Origin of the sequence: Lacrimispora sp., from assembly GCF_046972725.1 — a bacterium.
GTDB lineage: Bacteria > Bacillota > Clostridia > Lachnospirales > Lachnospiraceae > Lacrimispora.
Window position 1 is genome coordinate 548836 of record NZ_JBKVXF010000002.1, and the last position, 25286, is coordinate 574121.

A 25286-nucleotide genomic window follows, 5' to 3' on the forward strand; every position below is an offset into this window, starting at 1 on the left:
CGATTCAAACATTGTATAGAAAGGAATGAGCTTATGAAAAAAGTAAATCGGAAAAGGGGGATGGCATATATCCTCATGTCGTTCCTGGTGTTATCTGCGGTGACCGGATGCGGGCTGAAAAAAGCCGGCGCCACCAAAGCGGAAAACTCTGCGGCAGTATCAGGAGAATCAGAAATGCTTACAAAGATAAAGGAAAAAGGGTATATCCTCATTGGATCTTCCAATGACGCACCGTTTTCCTACACCGATGTGGAAACCGGAGAATTAAAAGGTGTGGATATTGAGATCTTAAAAGAAATATGCAAGCGTTTGGGGATCAAGGATATTCAGATGAAGGTCATTGATTTTTCCAATCTTTTGGTGGAACTGAACAATAAGAATATCGATATGGTTGCCGATGCCATGTATGTAAAGGATGAGAGACTGCAGGTAGCTGCATTTACAGATAAATGGTATCAGGAGGGGGAAGCAGTCGTAATTCCAAAAGACTCCCAGATAAAAAGCAAAGAAGATTTAAAAGGGAAAAAGGTAGGGGCACAGCCGGGGACCACCTTCTATGAGACCGCGCAAAAATGGCTTGAGGAAGGCAGGATCGGAAGCCTGGAGGCTTACGACAATCAGGCCACACTGATGACCGCAGTCGATACCGGAAAGGTGGAGGCGGTTGTAACGGATGGAATCGTGGCTGGCTATACCTTATCTTCCGACAGTTCCCTTAACTTAAAGCTTCTTTCCCCATACGAAGCAGAGGCAAGCGGACAGATTGGCGCCGCCCTGCGGTTTGAAGACAAGGAATTCTTAAACGAAGTGAACAAGTGCTTAAACGAAATGAAAGAAGACGGTACGCTGATGAACATATTAAAGGATTACGGATTGACCGAGGATTATTTTGTCGGAGTGGAAGAAGGGAAAACCACCAACGTCAAATAACGGCCAGCGGCTATGAGAGTTAAGTAAAACAGAAGATTTATGAGGAAACAGGAAAGAAGGTTTATTATGGAATTTCAATATTACCTGCCGGTAAATCTGATATTTGGCAGAGGCAAATCAGAGCTGATCGGTGAAAAGGCGGCATTGATTGGAAAGCGGGCGCTTGTGGTAACGGGAGGAAGAAGTACCAAGGAATCCGGTTTGCTTGCAAAGACAATGGAGTTGCTAAAAGAGAATGGTGTTACCGGTGTTCTTTTTGATAAGGTGGAATCCAATCCTCTTACGACCACGGTTTATGAGGGAGCCAAAACAGCTGCCGCAGAGGGCTGCGACCATGTCATTGCTTTAGGAGGCGGAAGCAGTATTGACGCAGGAAAAGCAATTGCTTTTCAGACCCTTAATGGGGGAGATATCAATGATTATATTTATGGAAAGAAGACCAGTGACCGCGCTTTGCCTGTCCTGGCAGTTCCGACCACCTGCGGGACAGGTAGCGAAGGAAATGGATTTGCGGTTATGACAAATCCTGAAACTATGGATAAAAAATCTCTCCGCTGCAGCGCCATTGTTCCCGCCTGTTCCATCATTGATCCCCTGCTGATGACGACCATGCCCCAAACGATTCTTGCCTCTGTAGGATTTGACGCATTATGTCATAATATAGACGGCTATATTTCTTCCATATCCCAGCCTTTGACAGATATTATGGCCTTAGAGGGCGTAAGACTTGCTGCGGAAAGCCTAGAGAAGCTGTATGAGGACCGGAAGGATCTGGATAGCTGGGAGAAGCTGTGCCTGGCAAGTACTCTGGGGGGAATGGTCATCAATACGGCGGGGGTCACAGCCCTTCATGGAATGGAGCATCCCGTCAGCGGTTTGAAAAATGCAGTTCACGGCAGAGGCCTTGCTGCCCTGGCCCCTTATGTCTATGAGGCTTCTGTCAAAGGAGCACCCTATAAATTTTCCACACTTTCCAGACTTCTTGGAGGAACGAATGAACTGGACTTTACAGATAGAATCCGGGATTTGACAGCAGCCCTTGGATTAACAGAAACTCTTGGGGATATGGGAATCAAGGAAACGGATCTGGACTGGCTGACAGATAACTGCAGGAAGGTATCTGCCGCAAGTATGAAAAACCACCCCGTTGTGTTTGAACCCGGGGAAATAACGGAAATTTACCGGAAAGCCATTTAACAGGTTCAGAACATAAAAAATAAATAAGCGTCAAAACAGCGCAGAAATGGAGGAAATGATGCTAAAGGATTCATTACCTGAAATAATTACCCCATTGCCGGGACCAAAGGCCAGTGCCATATTAAAAAGAAGAGAGGAGGCCATGCCGGGCGCCATCAAATCCGTGTATCCATGCGTGATCCGCAGAGGAGAAGGGGCAATGATAGAAGACGTGGATGGCAACCGGTTTCTGGACTGGGTCGGAGGCGTAGGCGTGCTGAACATCGGATACAGCCATCCGGAACTGATTGAAGCGGTGAAAGAACAATCGGAAAAATATTTTCATGCCATGATGAACATTGTGACTCACGAAGGCTATATAAAGCTGGCAGAAAAAATGAATCAGATCGTTCCCTTAAAATCGGAAGAGAAAAAGACCATGTTTGCCAATTCCGGCGCAGAGGCCATTGAAAATGCGGTAAAAGCGGCAAGATCCTTTACCGGAAGGCCAAACATTATTGTGTTTTCCGGTGCCTTTCACGGCAGAACTCTTCTGACGGCAGCCATGACGGCAAAGAAATCCTATGCTTCTGGCCTGGGCCCTTTTCCGGATGGCATCTACCGGGCAGAATTCCCCTATCTCTATAGAAAGCCCGAAGGATACAGTGAAGATGAAGCCATGGATTATTACATGGAAAGGCTTAACAAGGTCTTTGAGGAAGCCTCTCCCGCAGAATATGTGGCGGCTGTTGTGGTGGAGCCCGTTCAGGGAGAAGGAGGGTTCATTCCGGCTCCTATGGAATGGGTGAAAGCCATCAGAAAGGTTTGTGATCTACATGGAATCCTGCTGGTAGCCGATGAGGTGCAGACTGGCTTTGCCCGGTCCGGAAGAATGTTTGTGTCGGATTACTGGAAAGAGGCAGGCTGTGCTCCCGATATTCTGGTAAGTGCCAAGTCTATCGCAGGAGGCATCCCGTTAAGCGCTGTCACCGCATCAAAAGAAATTTTTGATGGTGTAAAAAGCGGCATCCTCGGAGGTACCTTTGGCGGAAATGCCCTTGCCTGCGCATCAGCCCTTAAGGTCATTGAGATCATAGAAAGAGAGGATCTGTGTTCCCGTTCTCTGGAAATAGCCGAAAGGTGCCGCAGGGAATTTCTGCTGTGGAAGGAGGAATTAAAGGAAGTAGGAGATGTGAGAGGCATTGGCTGCATGATGGGCATTGAGTTTGTGGAAGATCAGGAAAGCAAAAAGCCCAATGGACCATTGGTATCGGATATTGTTACCTATTGTGCGCAGCACGGACTTCTTGTCGAAAGCGCAGGTGCTTCATCCAATGTGATCCGCTTTCTATGTCCGCTGGTAGTCTCAGATGCCCAGATTGAGAGAGGACTGGAGATTTTAAGATCTGCAATTGAGACATGCAGATGAGAATAAAGAAAGTTGACCTGTCAGGGATAAAATAAATAACCGGAAAAAGCCTTCCAGAGCATATGGCCTTTGGAAGGCTTTATTGGCTGAAATACTGTTTTAGAATGCCCAGACCCTTTTCCAGTTCCTGAAAAGAGCGTGCAGAGGCAAGGGCCACGCGAAGAAATTGTTCCCGGGTGCCGGAGCCTACCAAAAAACGGTTTGAATGATACACCCGTACCCCTTTGCTTTGAAGCCCGTTGACCAGTTCCTGTGCGCTTACGTTTCCGGATATGGGGTGCCAGCGGTAAAAGCTGAACGGGTGACCTGCTTTGGATACCTCTGGAAAATAACTGTGATACAGCTCATTGGCCTGTTGGGCCAGATCCTTTTTTACGGCAACCATCTCATTTGCCTTACCGGAGAGAATGAGCTCGGTGATGATTTCACTGTCCAGAGAGGATGTCTTTACGTTGATATTGAAAATGGCTTTCCGGATCTGTTCCCGGAATTCAGGAGCAAAAACCATATAAGCAACCCGAAGTCCAGAGCAAAGAGATTTGGTGGTACCGCAGATATAGACGGTCTGGTCCGGCAGCAACCGGTACATGGAACCATCATAATCCTTTATGATTCCGGCAGTTAAGAATGCATGAATATCGTCTTCGATCAAAATGAGATTGTATTTTCTGATTACAGCAGCCAGCTCCTGTTTACGCTTTTCCGATATCATGACAGTAGTTGGATTGGCACAGGAGGGCATTAAAAAGATTCCCTGGATTCCGGTAAGGCGGCACTGGCTTTCCAGTTCGTCCGGCAGCATTCCGCTGTCATCACCCGCAATGGGGATCAGCTGAATATGGAATGTTTTTGCCAGTTCGATAAAATTGGAAAAGGTATAGCGATCAACAGCTATCCGGTTTCCCGGCTGGAATAAGGCAAACATGGTAATGGCCAGGGCATTCTGGGTTCCGGATGCAATGGCCATATTTTCCGGTGCCGACTGAATGCCAAAAGACTGCATCCAATTAAGTCCCGCCATTTTCTGATGAGGCAGTCCCGTGGGATCGTCGTAAGTGAAAAACTGTTCCAGATAAGGCTTTTCTGTCACTTTTTTTGCGGTGGCTGTTATCATCTGGTTGCATTGCTCAAAGGAGGATACAAATCCCAGTTCAATGGATTCGCCGGGAGCATTATCCAGGGAGATGGTAATGGAGCCTGCAGCATGAGTTGAGACAAAGGTGCCGCTTCCGGTCACTCCATAGATGAAGCCTTTCAGCTCACAGATTTTGTATGCACGTGTGACTGTAGTAAAGTTCACATCCAGGTAATCGGCAAGCTCCCGCTGGGGCGGAAGTTTTGTGCCCGGAGCCAGTAAGCCGGTCACAATATCATGTTCCAGAAGGTGGGCAAGCGATTGATAAACCGGACGTTTGATGGACAGTCTGTCCGGTTTCCAGGACATAGGATAATCAATAAATGAATTTACAGGCATGGCCCACCTCCGGTAAAATTATAATGCATACAATTATAGCATTGATTGTATGCATTTTCAATGATAAAATGGACAATGCAGGTTCTGTTATCAGGATTAAGCAGATTTATAAGAAAGGAACAATGTAAAATTGGAGACGAAAAAACAGACGATAAAAAAGGCTTTTAAAGCTGCCTTTCCAAACACCATTCCAATTTTTGCCGGTTTCTTATTTTTGGGAATGGCTTATGGGATCTATATGAATGCTTCCGGGTTCAGCTTTCTGTATCCCATGCTCATGGGGCTGACCATCTTTGCAGGTTCTGTGGAATTCGTGGCAGTGGGATTGCTGCTTGCTCCCTTTGATCCTTTGAAAGCGCTGCTGCTGACACTTATGATCAATGCGCGTCACTTATTTTATGGTATCTCCATGCTGGAAAAGTACAGAGTTCCTGGCTTTAAAAGGTTTTATCTTATCTTCGGTATGTGTGATGAATCTTTTTCCATAAACTATACAGCCCATATCCCGGAGGATGTGGATAAAGGCTGGTTCCTGTTTTTTGTCACGTTCTTAAACCACTGCTACTGGGTGGCAGGGGCTGCCCTTGGAGGCATATTTGGAGGTTTGATTCAGTTTAACACAGAAGGACTGGAATTTGTTATGACAGCGCTTTTTGTAGTGATTTTTCTGGAACAGTGGTTGAAAGAAACGACGCATTACAGTTCTTTGACTGGTTTAGGAATTTCCGTGTTATGCCTGATCTTATTTGGCGGAAGTAATTTTATCATTCCTTCCATGGCATTGATTCTTTTCAGTCTCTCTTTGTTTAGGAGACCGTTGAAAGAAAGGAGAAAAACAGATGACAATGAGCGTCGGTCAACAGATTCTGACGATTGCAGCGGTGGTATTGGGGACAATGATCACCAGGTTTCTTCCGTTCATCCTGTTTCCCGGGGATAGGCCTGCACCAAAGTATATACAGTATTTGGGAAAGGTCCTTCCTGCGGCGGTACTCGGACTGCTTGTGGTCTATAGCCTGAAGGATGTCAGCATCTTTACCGGAAGCCGGGGAATTCCGGAACTGATCGGAGTGATTACTGTAGCAGTACTTCATTTCTGGAAGAAACAGATGCTTCTTTCCATTGCAGCAGGAACGGTTGTATATATGGTTTTGGTGCAGTTTGTATTTTAAAACAGCATGCTGGCTGCGCATTCAAGCAGAGCCAGAGCCAGTATGACATTGACCACCCGGTAATGCCTGATATATGCTTTTTGAAATGCTCCGCCTAAGATCGCCCAGGTCAAAGTGGCGGCTGTACCCAATGTGGCAATGATAAGTTCAAAGAACAGCAATGTGCCGTAAAAGGAGTGATAAGGCAGCACATAACCGGTAAGTGCAGTAATGCCGAATAAATAGATTTTTACATTGACAAACTGCAGAATGAAGCCGGTCCAGAAAGAGGGCCTTCTGCTGGTTCCGTTTAAGTCTGGCTTGCTGATGAGTATATGAATGGCCAGCCATAGAATATAGGCAGCACCCATATATTTCATAATAAGCATCACCGGATTTAATAAACTTTCCATTCCATATACCAACAGGGAACAGAGAAACTGTACGGCATAATAGCCGGTAAAGATACCGAATAAAAGATTTTTCCCCTTTTTCCAGCCAAAACGTACCATGGTGTTTAAAGCAAGAAGGTTTCCGGGACCCGGCGTGAAAGCGCTGATCATGGAATACACGAAAAAACTGATGATTACTTGAAGCTCCATAACAATATATCCTCCCTGATCTTCCTTAAATACTCCGCTCGATAAAGCAATCGCCAGATATTTATGCTTTCTATTATAGCAGAGTGGGAGGAGGTAAAAAAATACGAATAACATATAACCTGATATAGTCTGAATCTATACCAGGTTTTTGGTTTTACAAAGTCAAAAATTTCTTATGATTTCAAGCGGTTCCTATTCCATGGATAACGCTGCATACATACCCTGGCGAACGGCACCGCCCACCTTTCCGACTTTTAAACTGTCACCGATGATACGTGTTTTTAAATGATATTTGGCATCAACGGCTTTTGCAAAAGCGTTGTTGGGTGCCATACCAAAAGCAGATACAATGGTGTCTCCGGGAATAAATTCTTCCGTACCGTCTTTTTTCAGGGTTATCACTCCATCCGCCTGGATTTTTAGAACTTTATGACCGGTATAGAGTTCCACACCGTTTTGCAAAAGCATTGGAATCAGGGAAGCCTTATTAATAAAATGGTCATTGACGGCCACTTCATCAAGCATCTCGATGATAGCCACTTTCTTTCCGTTCATTGCTGTTTCAAGAGCACTGTCGCATGCGGAAAGTCCGCCGCCGCAGAATATGATTTTCCCGCCCTTTAGTTTCTGCGGGTCGGTGTGTGCGGTCAGAATGTCAATGGTATTTTCAATTCCGGGTATCTTTGGAGTTACGGGAACGGCTCCGGTTGCAACAATAATACGGTCCGCATTTTTTAATTCCGGGGAATCCACGGTAAGTTCCGTGTTTAAGTGAACCGTAACATTTAGAAGCTCCATCTGATGCTTATACCAGACAACAAGCTGACGCAGCTGACTCTTAAAAGGTGGTGTAGCCGCGCTTTTCAGCTGTCCGCCCAGTTCGCTGTCTTTTTCAAACAGAGTCACCTTATGTCCCATGCAAGAGGCTGTTCTGGCTGCTTCCATACCTCCGGGGCCTCCGCCGATGACAACGACATTCTGAGGGTCTGCAGTTTTTTTTATGAAAAAACGGTCCTCAAAGCCAACCGCCGGATTGACAGAGCAGCTGATCTTTGTCAGTCTGGTCAATATTCTGCCGATGCAGTCTTCATTGCACCGGATACATGGACGGATCTCCTCCCGTTTGCCGGCCATAAGCTTATTTGCCATATGGGGTTCAGCGATGAGGGGGCGTCCCATCATGATAAAGTCAGCATTCCCGGATTCCAAAAGCCTTACAGCCGTTTCCGGAGTATGATTGCCGGAGTTTAAAATCGGAATGGAAACTGCTTTTCTTGCGTCCTCACAGACGTCCTGCATGCAGGCATCGCCAAGGTATGCAGGAGGGAAGATGTAATCAATATTTTCATAGCTTCCACTGTCAACATCAAGGGCATCCACTCCGGCCTCTTCCAGAATCTTTAACATTGGCATGGTTTCTTCTATGGTGCGTCCGCCTTTGAAATGATGCTTACAGGCGATACGGAACAAAATTGGCATATCCGGGCCGACAGCCCCCCGGATGGCTTCTACGATTTCAACCGGAAAACGCATACGTTTTTCCAGTGTTCCGCCGTATTCATCGTCCCGCTTGTTCCATACCGCTGACATAAACTGATCCACAAGGTATCCTGCGTGGGCGTGCACTTCAATTGCATCAAAACCGGCATCCTTTAATAATTTGGCAGAGAAAGCAAATTCTTTCATGATCTGTTTGATCTCATCGATGGTCAGCGCATGGCAGATAATGTCAGGATTAAACATGGAAGGAATGGCAGAAGCGGAAACCGGAGGATCTCCGAACATGTTGGCAAATGCATTTTTACCAGTGCCGCAGCTGATCTGGGCGCAGATTTTAGTACCGTACCGCTGTACGGATTCGCATAAGGTGGTAAGAGGAGGAATCACATAGGTCTGGTCTAAATATCCCTCTAAGGAGCCCTGAGCCAGTTCCCTGGTAAGAAACAGACAGCCTGTGATGATCATACCGGTGCCGCCTTTTGCCCGTTCCTCCCAGTAGTCGATCTCTGCTTTGTCAATAGTCCCATCCATGTGGCCTGCGTTAAGACCCATAGGTGACATGACAATCCGGTTTTTTACTTCCATTTTTCCGATTTTAAAGGGGGTAAATAGTTTTTCGTAGTTCATATTCTGTCTCCTTTGTTTAGATTTGCTATTATCAATTTGCACAATACCTGGTTGAATATACCTGTGGGATGTGATACGGCATTAAAAATAATAAAAAACAAAGGAGACAGAGGTGGATTTTGCGGGAATAGGAACCGTTTGGAAACATCAAGAAGTTCTAGGCTGGGGATAAAGGGTGATTTTTTCTTTGAGATTCGCCGTACAGGCCAGCTTGCCATCTATAGTTATTACAACAGCACCCATTTCCTTCATTTCGTCCACTTGATGGATAATGGAAGCAGCATCAAGGCCGAACAATTTGGTGGTATAGATGTCGCAGTCCAGCGACCTGTCGGCAATTATAGTCAAAGAAGCGACGTTGCTTTCCATGGGGTAGCCTGTTTTGCTGTCAAAGATGTGGTGGTATTTACAGCCTTCCTTTTCAAGTCTTCTTTCGTATATTCCTGACGTGACAACGGATTGATCTCTTATTTTGACGAGTACTGCCGCGTTACCTCTTGGCAGAAACGGATTTTGTATTCCTACGGTCCAGCTGCCGCTTCCAGAGGGAGAATCTCCGAAAACAAGAACATTGCCTCCCATATCTACCATCGCTGAGACCGCTCCGTGCTTTTTAAAGAATTCCATAACCTTATCAGCAAAATATCCCTTGGCGATGGCTCCAAGGTCTATCTCCATTCCCTTTTTTATTAAATAGACGGTTTTTCTTTCATCGTCCAGATGTATATTTTCAGGTTTTAAAAGTTCCAGCACCTTTTCGATGGATTCTTTTTCCGGTACGTGTGCTCCCGTAAAGCCGATTTTCCATAGCTTGATGAGGGGACCTATTGCGATATTTAAAAAAGAATCCTTACACAGACTATGCTTTTTTCCTGTTTTTATCAGCTCATAAAGCTCCCCGTCCACCTTTTGGGGACTTACTCCGGCGGATTTTTTCAGAATTGCAAGCTGGGAAGTGTCACTGTTGGCGCTGAAGACATCTTCATAATGAATCAGCATATCCTCAGCTTCTTCTGCCAGTTTTTCAGCATCTTCTCCCTTGATATAAAGAGAGATTTTTGTTCCCATGAGATATATAATCTTTGTACATTCAGCCATTTCCGTCTCCTATATTTGAGTGGTTCTGCCCCTGAATAAGAAAGCAGTCGATCAGGTCGTGTTCCATACTGCTTAAGGTTCGTTCCTTCTGGTAAGCGATAAAATAATCCAGATTCAGCTCATCAAAGGGAATTGGGTATATATTGTAGTCAGACGGGCATTCTTTTACGTAAATGCTTTCCGGGATAAAGGTCACTCCCATATTACACATGGAAAGCTGAAGCACCGTATGTATCTCGTTGCTTTCCATTACAATCCTGGGTTCTATCTTATAAATGCTTAACAGCTGGTCGATCTGTTTTCTTATAGCAGAACCTTTAGAAGTCAGTATCAGCTTTTGACATAAGAGTTTACTTATATCTATGGTTCCTTCTGGAAGAATTGCCTCATCCTTTTGATACAGATCACAGCTGCGGGGGATAATTGCCCGGTATCTGTGCCTGCCCCAGCTGACCGAGTTTAAGTTTGGAGAAATATTTCTTGAATTCTGACCGATCCAAAAATCCAGTTCATTGTTTTGGATGAGCTTCTCATTCTTTTCTGGCAAAGCCTCTGATAACTCGATCCGGCTGTTTATATGCATCTCCATAAATTTTGGTAAAAAAAGAGGTAAAAGGTAGGTTCCGAGGCTGGGAAGCACTCCGATTTTTATGACCTTGCTGCCGATATCCGATACATCTGCCAGTTCCTTAAGAAGCTTTGCGTAGTTGTTTTCCAGTGAGGTTAAATACTGGTAGTAGATCTTTCCCTGTTCGGTCAACCGGTATGGCAGCTTGCTGCGGGTGATCAGTTCACAATTCAGCTGATTTTCCACCCTTTTGATCACCTGTGTCAGATATGGCTGGGAGATATAAAGGGACTTGGCAGCTTTCCCATAATTGCTGTATTTTAAAATGGCATCAATATAATATAAAATATCCTGAGAGTAAAGTTTTGACATTTTCAACCTTTCTTTGTTAAACAATTAACTTTTTCGGATTTGTGTTTCATTATAACAAATCTGTTATCAAACTTCAATAAATAACTATTAGCTATCATGTGCAGGGTGTGTTAAAATTATATCAAGCACGATGTTACATTTGTGAAAGCTTAAATTACAGGAAGGGGATTACTATGAAATATTTAGCAATCGCAGGCACAAATTCAGAGGTGTCGACAAATCGCATGCTGCTTCAATTTATGAAGAAGCATTTTTCCGGTCAGGCGGAGATTGAATTATATGAAATCAAGGATTTACCTGCTTTTATGGAGCCAGAGGATTCTCATGTCCCTGAAAAGGTAGCAGAGCTATCTGATAAAATTTTAAAAGCCGATGGGGTCATTATAGCAACCCCGGAGTATGACCATGCCATCCCAGCGGTTTTAAAGAGTGCTCTTGAATGGATTAGTTACACCAGCCAGGCATTGACCGATAAACCTGTTCTAATCGTTGGGGCTTCTCACGGTACCCTTGGTTCTTCCAGGGCACAGGCACATCTAAAGCAAATCCTGGATTCCCCTGAGCTTGCTGCCAGAATCATGCCCAGCAGTGAGTTCCTTTTAGGAAAATCACAGGCAGCATTTGATGGGTCAGGCAATCTTATTTACCCGGACAAGGTATCAGAGCTTGAAGAAATTTTCAGGGAGTTTGTTTTATTTACGGATATTACATCAAAACTTCTGGAACATAAAGCGTTAAATAAAAAAGGAAAAAAATTCACTTGGCAGGAACAGGAGGATTAACAGCAATGAAATTCATAGCAATTGTTGGAACGAATGCAAAAAAATCATATAACCGTAAACTCCTTCAGTTTATGAAAAAATACTTTGAGTCAAAGGCAGAAATAGAAATACTTGAAATTACAGATGTTCCCATGTTTAACCAGTCAGACAATCAGTCCTTCAGTGAAGTGATCCAGAGGTTCAATGATAAGATCAATGCAAGTGATGGTGTTATTATGGCGACTCCTGAATATAATCATTCCATCCCCTCATCCCTTAAAAGCCTGATCGAGTGGCTGAGCTTTGATCTCCATCCCCTTAAAGGCAAACCGGTAATGATCGTTGGTGTTTCACTTGGGACTCAGGGTTCCTCCCGTGCACAGCTGCATCTTCGTCAAATCCTTGATGCACCAGGGGTAGAGGCCAATGTCATGCCAGGATACGAGTTTCTCCTTGGCAACGCAGATAAGGCATTTGATGAGGACGGCAATCTTAAAAATGAAGGGACCGTAGATTTTCTTGAGATCTGTTTTCTGCGCTTTCTGCGTTTTGCCAAAATTGCAAACCAGCTCAACGAAGAAGAGGAATTTACCTTTAAACCAGGTGTCTATGAGGTGAATGCAATTGGTCACAGCGGAAGTCTTCCCATGAAGGTTTCCTTTAGTGAGACCCGGATCGAACGTATAGATGTGGATACAAAAGGTGAGACAGAAGGAATTGCCGATGTGGTTTTTGTGAGAATACCAGATAAAATCATTGAAGGACAGACTCTGAATGTGGATGCGCTCTCTGGTGCCTCTGAGACCAGTAATGCGGTTATCGACGGTGTGGCAAAAGCCGTAAAGCTTGCCGGAGTCAACCCTGATATTCTTAAGAGGCGTCCAAAGCCTGCCAGCAGTCTGGTCAGAGATGACGAAGAATATTCCTGTGATGTAGTTGTTGTAGGCGGAGGCGGTGCCGGACTAAGTGCTGCAGCTACTGCTCTGCAGCGTGGTTTCAGCGCCATTGTACTTGAAAAATATCCGGCAGTGGGAGGGAATACCATACGTTCCGGCGGTCCTGTCAATGCGGCAGACCCGGAGTGGCAGCGCCAGTTTGATGAAAATCCGGGAGAAAGACATACCATAGAGTCATTGCTGGATACTGATGAAAGCCAGATCCATTCCGAATATCTGGAGGATTTCCGGGCGCTGAAAAAAGAATTCGCGGCTTACCAGGAAAAATTCGGAACACAAAAGGGCCATTTATTTGACTCTCCCCTTCTTCACAGAATGCAGACATATTTTGGCGGGAAGAGAACAGACCTTAACGGCAACACCATATACGGACAGTACGATCTGGTAAAGATTCTGACAGACAGAGCCTTAGAGAGTGTAAAATGGCTGGAGGAGATAGGGGTTGAGTTTGATAAAAGTATTGTATTTGCTCCGGTTGGGGCCCTTTGGCGCCGTGGCCATAAGCCGGTAAAAAGCTATGGCTCTGCATTTATCCTGTCTCTTTCCAAATATGTAGAGGAACACTCCGGGAAGATTATTACGGACAGCCCTGTAAAGGAATTCTTAATGGAACATGGGGAAATAAAAGGCGTAATAGCAACCGGTGTCAATGGTCAGAAGATAACCGTCCGTGCAAAAGCGGTTGTGCTTGCAAGCGGTGGTTTTGGTGCAAATACAAAGATGTTAAAGGAATATAACACCTACTGGAGCCATATTGATGACGATATAAGAACCACCAATTCCTACGCGATGACTGGTGATGGAATATTGCTTGGGAAATCGGCAGGAGCGGCACTTACTGGAATGGGATTCACTCAGATGATGCCTGTAGCCGATCCGGAAACGGGTGAGCTGTTCAGCGGGCTGCAGGTTCCGCCGGAAAACTTTGTAATTGTTAATAAAGAAGGAAAACGGTTTATTAATGAATTCTCGGGACGGGATGTATTAACGAAAGCAGCGATTGATCAGGGCGGATTATTCTACCTGATCGCTGATGATGAGATAAAGAAAACAGCAGCGAACACAAGTCAGGAAAAAATCGACCGTCAGGTAGAAGCCGGTACACTTTTCAAAGCCGATACCATCGAAGAACTTGCAGTAAAAATCGGTATGAAGCCGGAGATCCTTAAGGATACGATTGACAAATATAATTCCTATGTAGATGCAGGCTTTGACCCGGAATTCCATAAGGATACATTCAGCTTAAAAGTGGAAAAAGCACCGTTTTATGCAACTCCAAGAAAGCCGGCCGTTCATCATACCATGGGCGGGCTTAAGATAGACACAAAAGCCCGTGTATTGGACAGCAATGACCAGCCAATTAAGCACCTTTATGCCGCAGGTGAAGTTACTGGAGGCATTCATGCAGGCAACCGTCTTGGCGGCAATGCTTTGACGGATATCTTTACTTTTGGACGAATTGCAGGTAAGACGGCTGTTGAAGAAATGAAATAATTATTAAAGCGGTAACTTCCCTTTCACAGTCAAAAACCGGGTAGAAATCCTTACAATGGGAGTTCTACCCGGTTTTTGTTTTTTTGTTTCTTTTCATACAAGGCTTTCAACCAGAATTCTTATCCAATTGACAGGCCGGTGTAATGGGGAAATAGAAAAGACACAGTGTGTAATTTATAGATATAGTTCAGTACAAAATAAAGAAAATTCAGCAGGTAAATTGGTTGTTGATTTCAGAAAAAAGAGTGCTATAATAAAGATTGTCAGATATCACTTTTTTTTAAATACACAGTTAATTAATGCTAACTTGACTTTTTCGCCAGCATAGCTGATGAAAACGCTTGAATAAAAATATTCAAAATTTATTTAAAATATTTGCTGGGAAAGTTAAGTAACTAATAGATGTTATATCAGACAACACGTAGATAGCTATGCGAGGAGGGAAACAATGAAATTCTATGAATTTGGGCAAAAAGAAAATCCTGTAATCATGCTTATACCTGGAACCTGCTGCCATTGGAAAAACAATTTTTCACATGTCATTGATCTATTGAAAAAGGATTTTTATGTTGTCTGTGCATCCTATGACGGCTTTGATGATACTGAAGAATCAGAGTTTTTAGATATGCAAAGGGAAACAGAGAAAATAGAGTCATATATCAATAAACAGTTTCAGGGAGCGATCCATGCCGTATACGGCTGCTCCTTAGGCGGTTCTTTTGTAGGATTACTTTTACAGCGGGAAAAGATACATATGAACCATGGGATTATTGGAAGTTCGGATTTAGATGAGGTTTCCATAGGAAAAGCAAAATTACAAACGATGCTCATCGTACCCCTTTTTTATAAAATGCTGCATTCAGGAAAAATACCTGGTTTTATCAGAAATAGAATGGTGAAACGATGTGGGGAAGAATATGTAAAACATGGACTCCGTATGATGGGAATCGGTGGCGTTGACATGTCCTTTGTCAGCAAAAGAAGCATGAAAAATCAGTATTATTCTGATCTTATAACAGTGCTTAGAAATCATATGGAAGTGAAGGATACCAGCATACATTGCTTTTTTGCCGCTAAAATGGGAGATAAATATAAAAAAAGATATCTGAAGCATTTTTCAAATCCACATATTATGGAACATGACTTATTACATGAAGAACTACTTGTGTGTTACCCCAAGGAATGGGTGAAAGATGTGAGGAACTGCGTGCTTTAGCTGCCAATTGGATCAAATGGTACTGTTTATAAAGCTTAAGGAGCCATTGCTCCATAAGTGATCGCTTACTTATTTTGCAACGGCTCTACGATAATATCCTGATATTCCGGATGCTTTTCAAACCAGCTGATGGCGTATGAACAGGTAAGAACAGCTTTTTTCTTTTCGGAACGCAGATGAATGGCTAAGGCTTCCATAAGTTTACCGGCGACTCCCTGTCCTCTTAAAGAATTATCCACAAAGGTATGGTCAATGTTGACGGTGTTCTCATCTACGTCCGGGAAAGTCACCTCGGCCAAAAGATTATGATCAGAATGATAGTATGCGATCTGATTTGGATTATAGGTAAAATTCATAGGATTACCCCCTTATTTTTAATAACAGCATTATATCACGAATAAAAACTGGTAGCAAGAAGCGGATCTCTGACGGTCTGGTATTCTTGCTGCCGGTTTTTTATTTCCGAAAAGTCCGGAAAAAAAGCGAATGTCTATAATTATTCATATATGGCGGTACTAGAAGGAGGGGTTCTGTCATAGGATAATATGAAATATAGAAGAAATAAAAGCAGGTGGTTGATTGGACAGGACAAATCGTGTTTTAGACATGAGCACATTGGAAGCTGATGAAAACGGATATGTAACGGATACCTTCAAAGCATTTGTAGATACCATGATCCCAAGGTCTGAGGACCTGGCAGAAATGTACGGAGCCATCCAGTATTATGGAGCACTGGATTTCGATACGGAGGATTATCTTATAATGTCCCTTGACAGTTTATCCCCTCCCATGACCTATGCTGCCGCAGAATTGTTAAATGCAGCAGCAAGACAGTTTCTGTACGGAAACGGGGATGAGAGAAATGAAGATGCTTCCGCCGATGGAAAATATTTTTTAAGGCTGACTCCGGATGAGCGTTTTGCAGCCCTGTCTATGTTATCCGGGCCGGATAGAATGAATTTTTTTCCGATTCAGGAACATGCAGGACTCAATGAAATCGCCTCTGTTTTCCCGGCGATGAACCAGCTGACCTATATGGGGTATTATTCCGAATGGTGGGGATATGGGACTACCAGAGATCTGCCTCCCAATCAGCGGGTGCTTGAATACTTTCCGGGAAGCTGGGAGCAGATAGGGTATCCCGGACCTTCTTTGGGCTATCGGGTGGCAAGGTCTTATGTCTACACATAAAAAGAACAAACCATGAATTGGAGGAACGCATGAGTAACGGATATGATGCAGATGTAATTGTAATAGGCGCCGGAGGCGGAGGCCCGGTGATTGCCAAGGAACTCGGGGAAAAAGGAATCAAGGTGCTTGTCCTTGAAGCCGGACCCTGGTACGGCAACACCAAATGGCCAAGGCCCAATGAAGAAGCCGGAGCAAGAAGCAGCAAAAATGTAACGGATCTTGATATTAACCTGCTGAAAGCTACCTTTACCGATCTGGAAAATGATATGAACGATACGATCTCCGGCAAATTCCGGTGGGGAATGGCAAACCGGGATAACAGTCCTTGGCCCAGAATCGTACCAAAAGGAGGCTTTGCCTGGGAAAGCGCCGGAGTGGGAGGAACTACGCTTCTGTATTTTGCAAATTCCCCCCGTGCATACCCGGAAGTATTTAACAGGGATTGGCCGATTTCCTATGAAGAAATGATTCCGTATTATGAAAAAGTAGAAAGAACCCTTCCGGTCCATGAGGCGACAGGTACTGCCAAAGAGGATTTATTTTATTACGGAGCCAGGAAGATGGGGTGGAACCGCATAGAATCAAAGGATATCACAGAACCTGGTTACAGGCCCCAGCCCAATGCTATTTTGCAGGTCAACCCCATGCTTAACAATCCGGATTTTGACATACAGAACAATCAGTCTGTAGGCTGTACATTAAGAGGGCACTGTATTAACGGGTGCTGCATAGGACCAAGTGTGGATACCGTAGCCAAACGGTCTACACTGGTCAGCTACATACCGCTTGCACTTCAGACAGGGAATGTGGAAATCATGCCGAATTCCTTTGTTATCAAAGTCAATACCGGTGAGGACAGCGAACAGGGATTGTATGCCCAAAGTGTTACTGCAAGAAATACATGGACAGGTGATATCAGTGAATTTAAGGCAAAAGTTATTGTTATGTCTGCCGGTTCCATTGAAAGCCCCAGACTGTGGCTCAATTCCGGTCTGCCTGATAATGGCTGGGTAGGAAGGGGACTTACGAACCATATGCCTGACTGTGTTTCCGGTATCTTTGAAGAAGAGCAATTAATGAACGTTCTTGGTCTGTCAGACATAAAGCCTTATATGGGGCAGAATGCAGCCTCCAGGTTTGATTATCCCGGCCTTGGTGCTTTTGAGGTCTTTGGAACCAGTCCGGGAATCAATGCTACCATGATTTACGGAATCAGCCAGAAGGGCTATTACTTTGAGAATCAGAACAGCAATGATGCTCCCTGGGATAGAGAGGGAATGGTCGCAGGAGAACTTTTAAAGGAATTTATGAGAGAATACCCCAGAACACTAAGTATCATTATTTTCGGGGATGACGATGTTCATCAGAGTAACAGCGTGACTCTGGATCCGGTACAAAGAGATGAGAACGGATATATTCCGGTCATTTCCTATGAACTGAGTGAAGAAGATGCTGCAAGACGGGATCAGCTGGCCAGTCTTGCCTGTGAGCTCCTAAGAAGTGCAGGAGCAAAGACAGTTTCCCGCGCCAATTGGCCCCCGGATGTGATGGGCCATATAATGAGTACCATGCGAATCGGTTACGTGACGGATACGGAGTGTGAAGCAAAGCAGGTCAAACGGCTGTATATTGCAGATAACAGCGTATTGTGCAATGCACTGGGAGGTCCCAATCCAACCCTTACCAGCCAGGCACTGGCAACGAGAACAGCTGAAAAAATCGCTGCAAAATATTTTGCCGCTGTCACGGAAAATCCATAGAGAATGCACAGCAAAAAGACGTGAATTGGAGTTCACGTCTTTTTGCTGTGCATTTTCATTTTTCATTATTTACTGCATCAGGAAAATAAAATGATTTGCCTCCCGCAAGAGATGATCCGTATAAAGAGGCAGCATGATGGACTGGACGTCACATTGGATGATGGCCTCGGTGGTATCCGCTTTAAAATCACGGATGTCGCTGGTACTTTTTAACAGTGTTGCATCAGAGGGGTAGGTGGCGGGATCCATCTCTTCCCCGTATAGAGTGTCAAATAAATTGGAAAACATGTTTGCTCTGTTAAAATATGCAGTTTCCGTAGGGTCAAACTGTCCACGCATGACCTTGGCATGATCGGCCATATTGTGAGTCCAGAAGGTTTTGTAATTTTCGATTGCCTCCTCGTCCTTATCTTCCAGAGCGGAGAGTATCATCTGATATCTCTTTGCTTCAAGGAGAATGTGAAGGATATCTCCGGTATACATCAAAGTAAAGATGCCGCAGGAGGAACGGTTATTTAAAAGCTGTGACTGAAACTGTACAAAGGAGCCGGTCAGAGATAAGATGTTCTGATTTAACAGGGAGATTTCCTGCTCCATATTGCTTGTCACGTTAAAAGGAGCAGAAAGGGGTTCAATGTCATATTCCGATATGGTTATCTCGGTGTTGATGTTGATGCCGGTGTATTGTTGGGCTATTTGCTCCGCCACTTCTGTAAATTGGGTATAATACTGTCCCGACTGAAGAACTTCGTTAGGAATCACTCCGTTTGCCAGACCGATTGCCGTAATTAAAAACAGGTCATAATTTTGCTTGTAGGCATCTGCGGCAAGAGCCAGGGATTTGCCGGGAGGAGGCATGGTTGCCTCGATAAATATGGCGTGCTCTTTCAGGATGCGAAGCCAGAACAGATGATACTGCAAGGACCATTGGACGTACATTTCTGTTGTTATCATGCATATTGCTCCTGATATTACTCAATTATTGAATCTTATGCCTGTAAAATCATAAGTATTCAAGAAATCAAACAGGAAGATTCTGCTTGTTTTCAACCCTTTCATCTGATATCATCGACATAGGGAGCATATAGATACGGTTTATAAAGTCTCCTGTGGAAGCATAATAAGAAAACAATAATCGATAGAGAGGTGGTTTCTATGAAAAAAGAAATTTATCTGGCAGGCGGATGTTTCTGGGGAACAGAAAAGTATCTGCAGAATATACCGGGAATTGTGTCAACGGAGGTTGGCTATGCCAACGGAAATACTGAAAATCCAACTTATGAGGAAGTGTGCAATCATAATACCGGTCATGCGGAGACCGTCAAAGTGGAATATGACGATGAAGTCATAGGTCTGCCCTATATTCTGGAATTATATTATGACGTAATCAATCCCGTAAGCGTAAACCGCCAGGGCGGTGATGTGGGCTCCCAGTACCGGACAGGCATTTATTATACAAAAGATCAGGATGCACCGGTCATCGAGGAATCCATTGAAAAGCTTCAGAAGCAGTATAAGGAAACAATCGCAATTGAAAGAGTTCCTTTAAGAAATTATTATAAAGCAGAAGAATATCATCAGAAATATCTGGATAAGAACCCGGGCGGCTACTGCCATATTGGGGCTGATAAATTTGAAAAGGCAAAAAAAGCCGTGGATTTAAGCCAAAAATATGCAAAAAAGTCAGTGGAAGAGTTAAAGAAGAGTCTGACGGGAGAGCAGTTTGAAGTGACTCAGAACAGTGCAACAGAGCCTCCATTTAAAAATCAGTATTACAATGAATTCCGTGAAGGTATCTATGTGGATATTACCACCGGAGAACCGCTTTTTATGTCTTATGATAAATTTGATTCCGGCTGCGGCTGGCCCAGCTTTTCAAAGCCAATCAGCAAAGAGGTTTTAAAAGAAGCTGCCGATCATAGTCTGGGAAGAAGCAGAACCGAAGTGAGAAGCAGTCATGGAGATTCCCACTTAGGCCATGTATTTGAAGACGGGCCCTTAGAAATGGGCGGACTCCGCTACTGTATCAACAGCGCCTCTTTAAGATTTATTGCAAAGGAGGATATGGAAAAGGAAGGGTATGGAGAATACCTGATATTATTTTAAGTTTGTATAAATCATAGAGATCAGAATATAATGTAATAAAATATTTCCAGGTGAAGCGAATGGTTCAAGGCAGAAATGAAAACCGGATTCATTCTTGTAATGATGATGAAATTATTTTGGAAAGGTTTTTGGACCCATCTGATATTTATATTGTCAGAGGTTATGGAATCGAAGTCTTTTTAAGCAATTTGAATGCACCTTCCAGCATGATTTTTGATGAAGACGGAAATATTTTTATTGCTGATTCCGGACTGGCAACAGGAAATCCCCGTATTCTTAAAATGGTTGACGGGCAGTTTGAAACCATTGCGGAGGATTTTGTCATTCCCATATCAGGAATCAACTATTTCAATGGGGTACTCTACGTATCACACAGAGGATTTGTTACCAGAATATTTAAAGATGGTACAAGACAGAATATCATCATGGGTCTTCCAAGCAATGGGGACCATGTAAATAGTCCGGTTGCTTTTTCCCCGGATAATAAACTGTACTTTGGACAGGGTACCGTTACCAACAGCGGAGTTGTGGGAAATGATAATAAGTGGGTCACGATTTCTCCATTGTTATGCGATTATACCGGAGATTATGTGATGCTTCACGGACAGAATTTCAGGACGGATAATATTTTGACAGAAGCAGTGACCGATGATCCGGCATATACCGGTGCCTTTTCTCCCTATGGGATTCCAAATATTGAATTTGAAATCAGAAAGAAATATATCAAGTCTTCCGGGAGCATTCTAAGAGCCGATCTGGATGGGTCGAATCTGGAACAGGTGGCATGGGGGTTCCGTGATCCCGCTTTTCTGAAATTCGACATCAGCGGCCGGCTCTATGCAGTGAACAACGGATATAATCCGGTGGGGAGCAGGCCCATAGAAAATGCCGGAGACGATTTTTATTATATAACACCGGACCTGTGGTATGGTTGGCCGGATTTTTCAGGTGGAGAGGCTGTGGATTCTCCCCGTTTTACTCCTTCGGGAGGTGTGCAGCCTACTTTGATCTTTAAAAATCAGCCAAATGTACCGCCAAGGCCATATGTGAGATTTCCGCCCAATTCCACACTGAAAGGGTTTGAATTTAATTATAATGAGCAATTTGGCCCTTATGGGGATGTGTATGTAACGGAATTCGGGAGCACCATTGATGGTGGAATGGGAACGGGCTTTTCCTATACAGGAGCAGGCCACAGAGTCTCAAAAATTGATATGAGATCAAGGACGATCAGCACGTTTGCAATCAATAAAAACGGTTTTCCCTCCTCAATCTCCAGAGGAGGCGGATTTGAAAGACTCACGCATCTGCTCTTCGGGCCAGATGGGGCAATGTATATTGTGGATATGGGGTATAACATTGATGGAGACCCGTCTGCTTTTTTTCCTAACACAGGTGTCATATGGAGGGTATACCGGACGTCTGAGTCCATATAAACAGGAGATAATTGAATATGTTAGAAGAGATACTGCAGTTTAATCAGGAATTTGTAAAAAATAAAGGCTATGAAAATTATATTACTAACAAATATCCCAATAAAAAAACGGCCATTGTATCCTGTATGGATACCAGGCTGACCGAATTGCTTCCGGCAGCTTTGGGCATGAAGAATGGGGATGCAAAGATTATAAAAAATGCAGGGGGAGTGATCTCTCATCCCTTTGGCAGCGTCATGCGCAGTCTCCTGATCGGGATTTATGAATTGGGCGTGGAGGAAATTCTTGTTATTGGACATACTGACTGCGGAGCCAGATGTACAGACAGTCACAGCATGATTCAGAAGATGAAGGCCCGGGGAGTCACCCAGAAAAATATAGACTTGATGAAGTATTACGGGATTGACTTTGATTCCTGGCTGGGAGGCTTTTTTGACCTGGATTTATCCATTCGCAAATCAGTGGAGCTGATACGCAATCATCCCCTGGTACCGGAAGAGGTAAAAGTTTACGGTCTGGTAATTGATTCTGTTACGGGAGCATTAAGCAGGATCGTATAAAAATCAGCATTGACATTTCCAAATGCCTGTGCTATGATTGCGGAAATAGTGAAAAGGCAATGAAGAGAAATAGTACATATACGCGGAATTTCAGAGAAAAGATGGTTGGTGAAAATCTTTATTCCAAGATATCGAAGCAGTCTCGGAGCTTTGGACCGAACGAAGATTCTTCCGGACCGGAAGATGATTTAGTAGGCTTCAACGTATTCCCACGTTACAGGGACACGGTATGTCAGTACCGTAGAGAGTGCAGAGATTTCTCTGAATTTAGGTGGTAACACGGATTGTATATTCGCCCTAAGCGTTTCGACGCTTAGGGCCTTTTTGTATTTTCACACATTTAATTTTTGAGAAAGAAGGATAAAATTATGAGAAATTTTGAAAAATCAGCAAAGTTAGATCATGTGTGCTACGACATCAGGGGACCGGTCATGGATGAAGCCAACCGTATGATTGACCAGGGAATCGACATCTTGAAATTAAATATCGGAAATCCGGCTCCCTTTGGTTTTTGTGCGCCAGAACAACTGCTTCGGATCATGAATGATAACCTGTCAACCACGGAAGGATATTCCGATTCCAAAGGACTTTTATCCGCAAGAAAAGCCATTGTGGAATACAACAAAAAGAAAGGAATTGAACAAGTTACCGCTGACGATGTATATACAGGAAACGGGGTCAGTGAGCTGATCACATTATCCATGCAGGGCCTTTTAAACCATGGAGACGAGATACTGGTTCCTTCCCCTGATTATCCTTTATGGACCGCTTCGGTCACGCTTGCAGGAGGAACCGCCGTACATTATGTATGTGACGAACAGGCACAGTGGTATCCGGATATCCAGGATATGAAGCGCAAGATCACAGAACGCACCAAAGGAATCGTTGTGATCAATCCCAACAATCCCACAGGAGCCTTATATCCAAAAGAAATTCTGAAAGAAATTGTTGAACTTGCCAGGGAATATGGACTTATTATTTTTGCTGATGAAATATATGACAGACTGGTTCTTGATGGTCTTGAGCATGTTTCCATTGCATCTTTGGCCCCAGATCTTTTAACGGTTACTTTTAACGGACTTTCCAAATCCCATCTGATTGCCGGATACCGGTGCGGCTGGATGAGCCTGTGCGGGGATAAATCCTTTGCAAAGGGGTATGTGGAAGGAATCAATTTACTGTCCTCCATGAGACTCTGCTCCAATGTTCCGGCTCAATCGGTCATAAGTATGGCGCTGGAAATGGGAGAGGAGACAAAACAGCTTCTGGTGCCGGGAGGCAGAATCTACGAGCAGCGGGAATACATATACCAGGCATTGAATGAAATACCGGGAATTTCGGTAGTGAAGCCGAAAGCTGCGTTTTATATGTTTCCCAAAATCGATACGGAAAGGTTCAACATTCGTGATGATGAAAAGTTTGTTCTGGACTTTTTAAAGGATAAAAAGATCCTTTTGACTCATGGCGGCGGCTTCCACTGGGAAAAACCGGATCATTTCCGTGTGGTATATCTCCCGGAACTGAATCAGTTAAAGGCAGCATGTGAAAAGCTGTCAGATTTTCTTACTTATTACAAACAAAAGGATTAATAACTTGCACCGGAGTACGCGCAGATGTATAATATTTCCATATTTGTGTCTTTTGATTAAAAAGATTACGTGGCTTTTTATAAAAGTAGAAAGAGGTGCCTTATGAGGTATAAACAAATCGCAGCTCCGGTCATTTTAGTTTCTCTGCCCTGCATTATTTTTGAAGGTCTGCTGCCTTTATATACAGAACAATTGAATTTCACCACATTTGAAATGACACTGCTTTTTTCTGTATATGCACTGTCCGGACTGATCATGAGACTGATAATCGGTTCCATGTCTGACCGGTTCAGCCGCCGGATGCTTCTACTTTTGTCACTGTCTGCCTATGGAACGGCCTATCTGGTCTTAGCCGGAGCAGTGACCATGCCTCAGCTAATGGCGGCTCGTTTCATACAGGGAGCAGCAGGTATATTATTAAGCATATCTGCTGTTGGACTTATCCTGGACGGCAATGACCACTTTGCGCAAGGCATGGGAAGGTTTGACAGCAACCGGAATTTTGGCGGCATGATCGGTGTTGGTGCAGCATTTCTGGTATTTATGAATCATGATCTTTTGAGTGGCTGGAAGTTATTCTTTTTGTGTTCTGCCGGGGCGGCGGTCTTGGGATTATTTTATTGTATCTGGAAGGTGGGGCCTGCCGTAAAAAAGCCCTCTTACCGTCCGCAACCCGTTGCTTTTACAAAAGAAAAACAAAGAATATGGATTTTTAATCTGTTTCTCTGTCTGTTTCCCAGCATGATTAAAGTCCTGTTAATCCCGTTTTTAAAAGCGTCCTTTGATCTGGATATGATGGAGCTTGCAACTGTATTTTTTCTGCCAATGATAGCCTCTTCACTACTGGGACCCCATCTGGGGCGTATCGGCGACAACTTTGGATACCGAAAAGTAATTGTGCTCGGTTCCATTCTTGCGGCTGCTATGGCGGTGGCAATTATTGTATTTCACGAGCTGTCTGCATTTCAGGTTCTGTGGACGGTTTATGTAATGTCCGTCTCAGCCCTGAATTATTCTTTGGACGCCATGTTTGTTGAAGGCATGGATGAAGGACTGATCGGTGATTATTATGGAAAGTACAGCTTTGGTTCAAGTCTCGGCCATATCATAGGCCCGGTTTTGGGAGGAATGCTCTTTGATTTATGGGGGATCAATGTACCCTATCTGGCATTTGCAGTTCTGATGCTTGTTTTTGCTCTTTGCTCTGCATGGCTCTTGCCGAAAAGCAGGATTGGCTGAAAGGTAGGATGCTGAAAACCGGACCGGCAAAAGATAAGACTTCTGTCGGTC

The 25286-nt window shown here is 44.0% G+C and carries 22 protein-coding genes and 1 other annotated feature; of the genes, 15 read left to right on the forward strand and 7 right to left on the reverse strand.

The window, feature by feature from the left end; translation table 11 throughout:
- The first annotated feature begins 33 nt into the window (after positions 1 to 33).
- From ACLTWA_RS10880 to ACLTWA_RS10890, 3 genes are all read left to right on the forward strand, one after another.
- Positions 34 to 930 carry a substrate-binding periplasmic protein gene (locus ACLTWA_RS10880; protein WP_412327720.1) on the forward strand — a complete coding sequence of 299 codons (897 nt, stop codon included), beginning with the start codon at positions 34 to 36 and terminating at the stop codon, positions 928 to 930.
- 66 nt (positions 931 to 996) lie between these two features.
- A complete protein-coding gene (locus ACLTWA_RS10885) occupies positions 997 to 2127 on the forward strand; it encodes an iron-containing alcohol dehydrogenase (protein ID WP_412327721.1) in 1131 nt (376 codons plus the stop codon).
- Positions 2128 to 2185: 58 nt separating this feature from the next.
- Complete coding sequence (locus tag ACLTWA_RS10890) at positions 2186 to 3535, forward strand: aspartate aminotransferase family protein (protein WP_412327722.1); 1350 nt, start codon at positions 2186 to 2188, stop codon at positions 3533 to 3535.
- 79 nt (positions 3536 to 3614) lie between these two features.
- Here ACLTWA_RS10890 and ACLTWA_RS10895 read toward each other — a convergent pair whose 3' ends face one another.
- The gene (locus ACLTWA_RS10895; protein WP_412327723.1) at positions 3615 to 5009 is read right to left on the reverse strand and encodes a PLP-dependent aminotransferase family protein; all 1395 of its coding nucleotides are present in this window, start codon (positions 5007 to 5009) and stop codon (positions 3615 to 3617) included.
- A gap of 130 nt (positions 5010 to 5139) precedes the next feature.
- Between ACLTWA_RS10895 and azlC the strand changes: the two genes are divergently transcribed.
- Positions 5140 to 5949: an azaleucine resistance protein AzlC gene (azlC, locus tag ACLTWA_RS10900; RefSeq protein WP_412327724.1), complete on the forward strand. Its 810-nt coding sequence runs from the start codon at positions 5140 to 5142 to the stop codon at positions 5947 to 5949.
- A complete protein-coding gene (locus tag ACLTWA_RS10905) occupies positions 5855 to 6181 on the forward strand; it encodes a branched-chain amino acid transporter permease (protein ID WP_412328123.1) in 327 nt (108 codons plus the stop codon). Before azlC ends, ACLTWA_RS10905 begins: the two co-directional genes overlap by 95 nt.
- Here the strand turns inward: ACLTWA_RS10905 and ACLTWA_RS10910 are convergent.
- The 4 genes from ACLTWA_RS10910 to ACLTWA_RS10925 all read right to left on the reverse strand — a co-directional run bounded on the left by ACLTWA_RS10910 (position 6178) and on the right by ACLTWA_RS10925 (position 10927).
- Positions 6178 to 6762, reverse strand: a complete 585-nt coding sequence (locus ACLTWA_RS10910) for a LysE family transporter (protein WP_412327725.1) — start codon at positions 6760 to 6762, stop codon at positions 6178 to 6180. The two genes, ACLTWA_RS10905 and ACLTWA_RS10910, sit on opposite strands and share 4 nt — an antisense overlap.
- A 192-nt stretch (positions 6763 to 6954) precedes the next feature.
- Positions 6955 to 8889 carry an FAD-dependent oxidoreductase gene (locus ACLTWA_RS10915; RefSeq protein ID WP_412327726.1) on the reverse strand — a complete coding sequence of 645 codons (1935 nt, stop codon included), beginning with the start codon at positions 8887 to 8889 and terminating at the stop codon, positions 6955 to 6957.
- A gap of 147 nt (positions 8890 to 9036) precedes the next feature.
- Positions 9037 to 9987: an FAD:protein FMN transferase gene (locus ACLTWA_RS10920; RefSeq protein WP_412327727.1), complete on the reverse strand. Its 951-nt coding sequence runs from the start codon at positions 9985 to 9987 to the stop codon at positions 9037 to 9039.
- On the reverse strand, positions 9980 to 10927 hold the full coding sequence (locus tag ACLTWA_RS10925; RefSeq protein ID WP_412327728.1) for a LysR family transcriptional regulator: 948 nt from the start codon (positions 10925 to 10927) through the stop codon (positions 9980 to 9982). Before ACLTWA_RS10925 ends, ACLTWA_RS10920 begins: the two co-directional genes overlap by 8 nt.
- A gap of 173 nt (positions 10928 to 11100) precedes the next feature.
- Here ACLTWA_RS10925 and ACLTWA_RS10930 point away from each other — a divergent pair, with 173 nt between their 5' ends.
- The 3 genes from ACLTWA_RS10930 (at position 11101) to ACLTWA_RS10940 (ending at position 15354) form a co-directional block, all read left to right on the forward strand.
- Positions 11101 to 11709: an NADPH-dependent FMN reductase gene (locus ACLTWA_RS10930; protein WP_412327729.1), complete on the forward strand. Its 609-nt coding sequence runs from the start codon at positions 11101 to 11103 to the stop codon at positions 11707 to 11709.
- Positions 11710 to 11714: 5 nt separating this feature from the next.
- Positions 11715 to 14138 carry a flavocytochrome c gene (locus tag ACLTWA_RS10935; RefSeq protein WP_412327730.1) on the forward strand — a complete coding sequence of 808 codons (2424 nt, stop codon included), beginning with the start codon at positions 11715 to 11717 and terminating at the stop codon, positions 14136 to 14138.
- 448 nt (positions 14139 to 14586) lie between these two features.
- Positions 14587 to 15354 carry an alpha/beta hydrolase gene (locus tag ACLTWA_RS10940; protein WP_412327731.1) on the forward strand — a complete coding sequence of 256 codons (768 nt, stop codon included), beginning with the start codon at positions 14587 to 14589 and terminating at the stop codon, positions 15352 to 15354.
- A gap of 65 nt (positions 15355 to 15419) precedes the next feature.
- Here ACLTWA_RS10940 and ACLTWA_RS10945 read toward each other — a convergent pair whose 3' ends face one another.
- Positions 15420 to 15710, reverse strand: coding sequence for a GNAT family N-acetyltransferase (locus ACLTWA_RS10945; protein WP_412327732.1), 291 nt, complete (start codon positions 15708 to 15710; stop codon positions 15420 to 15422).
- A gap of 223 nt (positions 15711 to 15933) precedes the next feature.
- Here ACLTWA_RS10945 and ACLTWA_RS10950 point away from each other — a divergent pair, with 223 nt between their 5' ends.
- Positions 15934 to 16545, forward strand: coding sequence for a hypothetical protein (locus ACLTWA_RS10950; RefSeq protein ID WP_412327733.1), 612 nt, complete (start codon positions 15934 to 15936; stop codon positions 16543 to 16545).
- A 29-nt stretch (positions 16546 to 16574) separates the two neighbouring features.
- A complete protein-coding gene (locus ACLTWA_RS10955; RefSeq protein ID WP_412327734.1) occupies positions 16575 to 18305 on the forward strand; it encodes a GMC family oxidoreductase N-terminal domain-containing protein in 1731 nt (576 codons plus the stop codon).
- Positions 18306 to 18374: 69 nt separating this feature from the next.
- On the opposite strand, the gene ACLTWA_RS10960 is transcribed toward ACLTWA_RS10955, so the two are convergent.
- Positions 18375 to 19259: a DUF2935 domain-containing protein gene (locus ACLTWA_RS10960; RefSeq protein WP_412327735.1), complete on the reverse strand. Its 885-nt coding sequence runs from the start codon at positions 19257 to 19259 to the stop codon at positions 18375 to 18377.
- Positions 19260 to 19460: 201 nt separating this feature from the next.
- On the opposite strand from ACLTWA_RS10960, the gene msrB reads away from it, so the two are divergent.
- The 5 genes from msrB to ACLTWA_RS10985 all read left to right on the forward strand — a co-directional run bounded on the left by msrB (position 19461) and on the right by ACLTWA_RS10985 (position 25235).
- The gene (msrB, locus tag ACLTWA_RS10965; protein ID WP_412327736.1) at positions 19461 to 20411 is read left to right on the forward strand and encodes a peptide-methionine (R)-S-oxide reductase MsrB; all 951 of its coding nucleotides are present in this window, start codon (positions 19461 to 19463) and stop codon (positions 20409 to 20411) included.
- 59 nt (positions 20412 to 20470) lie between these two features.
- Positions 20471 to 21847 carry a PQQ-dependent sugar dehydrogenase gene (locus tag ACLTWA_RS10970; RefSeq protein ID WP_412327737.1) on the forward strand — a complete coding sequence of 459 codons (1377 nt, stop codon included), beginning with the start codon at positions 20471 to 20473 and terminating at the stop codon, positions 21845 to 21847.
- Between the two features lie 17 nt (positions 21848 to 21864).
- Complete coding sequence (locus ACLTWA_RS10975) at positions 21865 to 22407, forward strand: beta-class carbonic anhydrase (RefSeq protein WP_412327738.1); 543 nt, start codon at positions 21865 to 21867, stop codon at positions 22405 to 22407.
- A gap of 50 nt (positions 22408 to 22457) precedes the next feature.
- Positions 22458 to 22710 (forward strand) — a binding site (T-box leader).
- Between the two features lie 65 nt (positions 22711 to 22775).
- The gene (locus ACLTWA_RS10980) at positions 22776 to 23996 is read left to right on the forward strand and encodes an aminotransferase class I/II-fold pyridoxal phosphate-dependent enzyme (protein WP_412327739.1); all 1221 of its coding nucleotides are present in this window, start codon (positions 22776 to 22778) and stop codon (positions 23994 to 23996) included.
- Positions 23997 to 24098: 102 nt separating this feature from the next.
- Positions 24099 to 25235 carry an MFS transporter gene (locus ACLTWA_RS10985; RefSeq protein ID WP_412327740.1) on the forward strand — a complete coding sequence of 379 codons (1137 nt, stop codon included), beginning with the start codon at positions 24099 to 24101 and terminating at the stop codon, positions 25233 to 25235.
- Positions 25236 to 25286: the final 51 nt, after the last annotated feature.

Coding starts and splice junctions, on each gene's coding strand:
- ACLTWA_RS10970 (WP_412327737.1), top strand. CDS start 20,471: ATGGTTCAAGGCAGAAATGAAAACCGGATTCATTCTTGTAATGATGAT.
- ACLTWA_RS10910 (WP_412327725.1), bottom strand. CDS start 6,762: ATGGAGCTTCAAGTAATCATCAGTTTTTTCGTGTATTCCATGATCAGC.
- ACLTWA_RS10885 (WP_412327721.1), top strand. CDS start 997: ATGGAATTTCAATATTACCTGCCGGTAAATCTGATATTTGGCAGAGGC.
- ACLTWA_RS10940 (WP_412327731.1), top strand. CDS start 14,587: ATGAAATTCTATGAATTTGGGCAAAAAGAAAATCCTGTAATCATGCTT.
- ACLTWA_RS10925 (WP_412327728.1), bottom strand. CDS start 10,927: ATGTCAAAACTTTACTCTCAGGATATTTTATATTATATTGATGCCATT.
- ACLTWA_RS10920 (WP_412327727.1), bottom strand. CDS start 9,987: ATGGCTGAATGTACAAAGATTATATATCTCATGGGAACAAAAATCTCT.
- ACLTWA_RS10930 (WP_412327729.1), top strand. CDS start 11,101: ATGAAATATTTAGCAATCGCAGGCACAAATTCAGAGGTGTCGACAAAT.
- ACLTWA_RS10880 (WP_412327720.1), top strand. CDS start 34: ATGAAAAAAGTAAATCGGAAAAGGGGGATGGCATATATCCTCATGTCG.
- ACLTWA_RS10935 (WP_412327730.1), top strand. CDS start 11,715: ATGAAATTCATAGCAATTGTTGGAACGAATGCAAAAAAATCATATAAC.
- msrB (WP_412327736.1), top strand. CDS start 19,461: ATGAAAAAAGAAATTTATCTGGCAGGCGGATGTTTCTGGGGAACAGAA.
- ACLTWA_RS10915 (WP_412327726.1), bottom strand. CDS start 8,889: ATGAACTACGAAAAACTATTTACCCCCTTTAAAATCGGAAAAATGGAA.
- ACLTWA_RS10905 (WP_412328123.1), top strand. CDS start 5,855: ATGAGCGTCGGTCAACAGATTCTGACGATTGCAGCGGTGGTATTGGGG.
- ACLTWA_RS10975 (WP_412327738.1), top strand. CDS start 21,865: ATGTTAGAAGAGATACTGCAGTTTAATCAGGAATTTGTAAAAAATAAA.
- ACLTWA_RS10985 (WP_412327740.1), top strand. CDS start 24,099: ATGAGGTATAAACAAATCGCAGCTCCGGTCATTTTAGTTTCTCTGCCC.
- ACLTWA_RS10890 (WP_412327722.1), top strand. CDS start 2,186: ATGCTAAAGGATTCATTACCTGAAATAATTACCCCATTGCCGGGACCA.
- ACLTWA_RS10980 (WP_412327739.1), top strand. CDS start 22,776: ATGAGAAATTTTGAAAAATCAGCAAAGTTAGATCATGTGTGCTACGAC.
- ACLTWA_RS10960 (WP_412327735.1), bottom strand. CDS start 19,259: ATGATAACAACAGAAATGTACGTCCAATGGTCCTTGCAGTATCATCTG.
- ACLTWA_RS10945 (WP_412327732.1), bottom strand. CDS start 15,710: ATGAATTTTACCTATAATCCAAATCAGATCGCATACTATCATTCTGAT.
- ACLTWA_RS10895 (WP_412327723.1), bottom strand. CDS start 5,009: ATGCCTGTAAATTCATTTATTGATTATCCTATGTCCTGGAAACCGGAC.
- ACLTWA_RS10955 (WP_412327734.1), top strand. CDS start 16,575: ATGAGTAACGGATATGATGCAGATGTAATTGTAATAGGCGCCGGAGGC.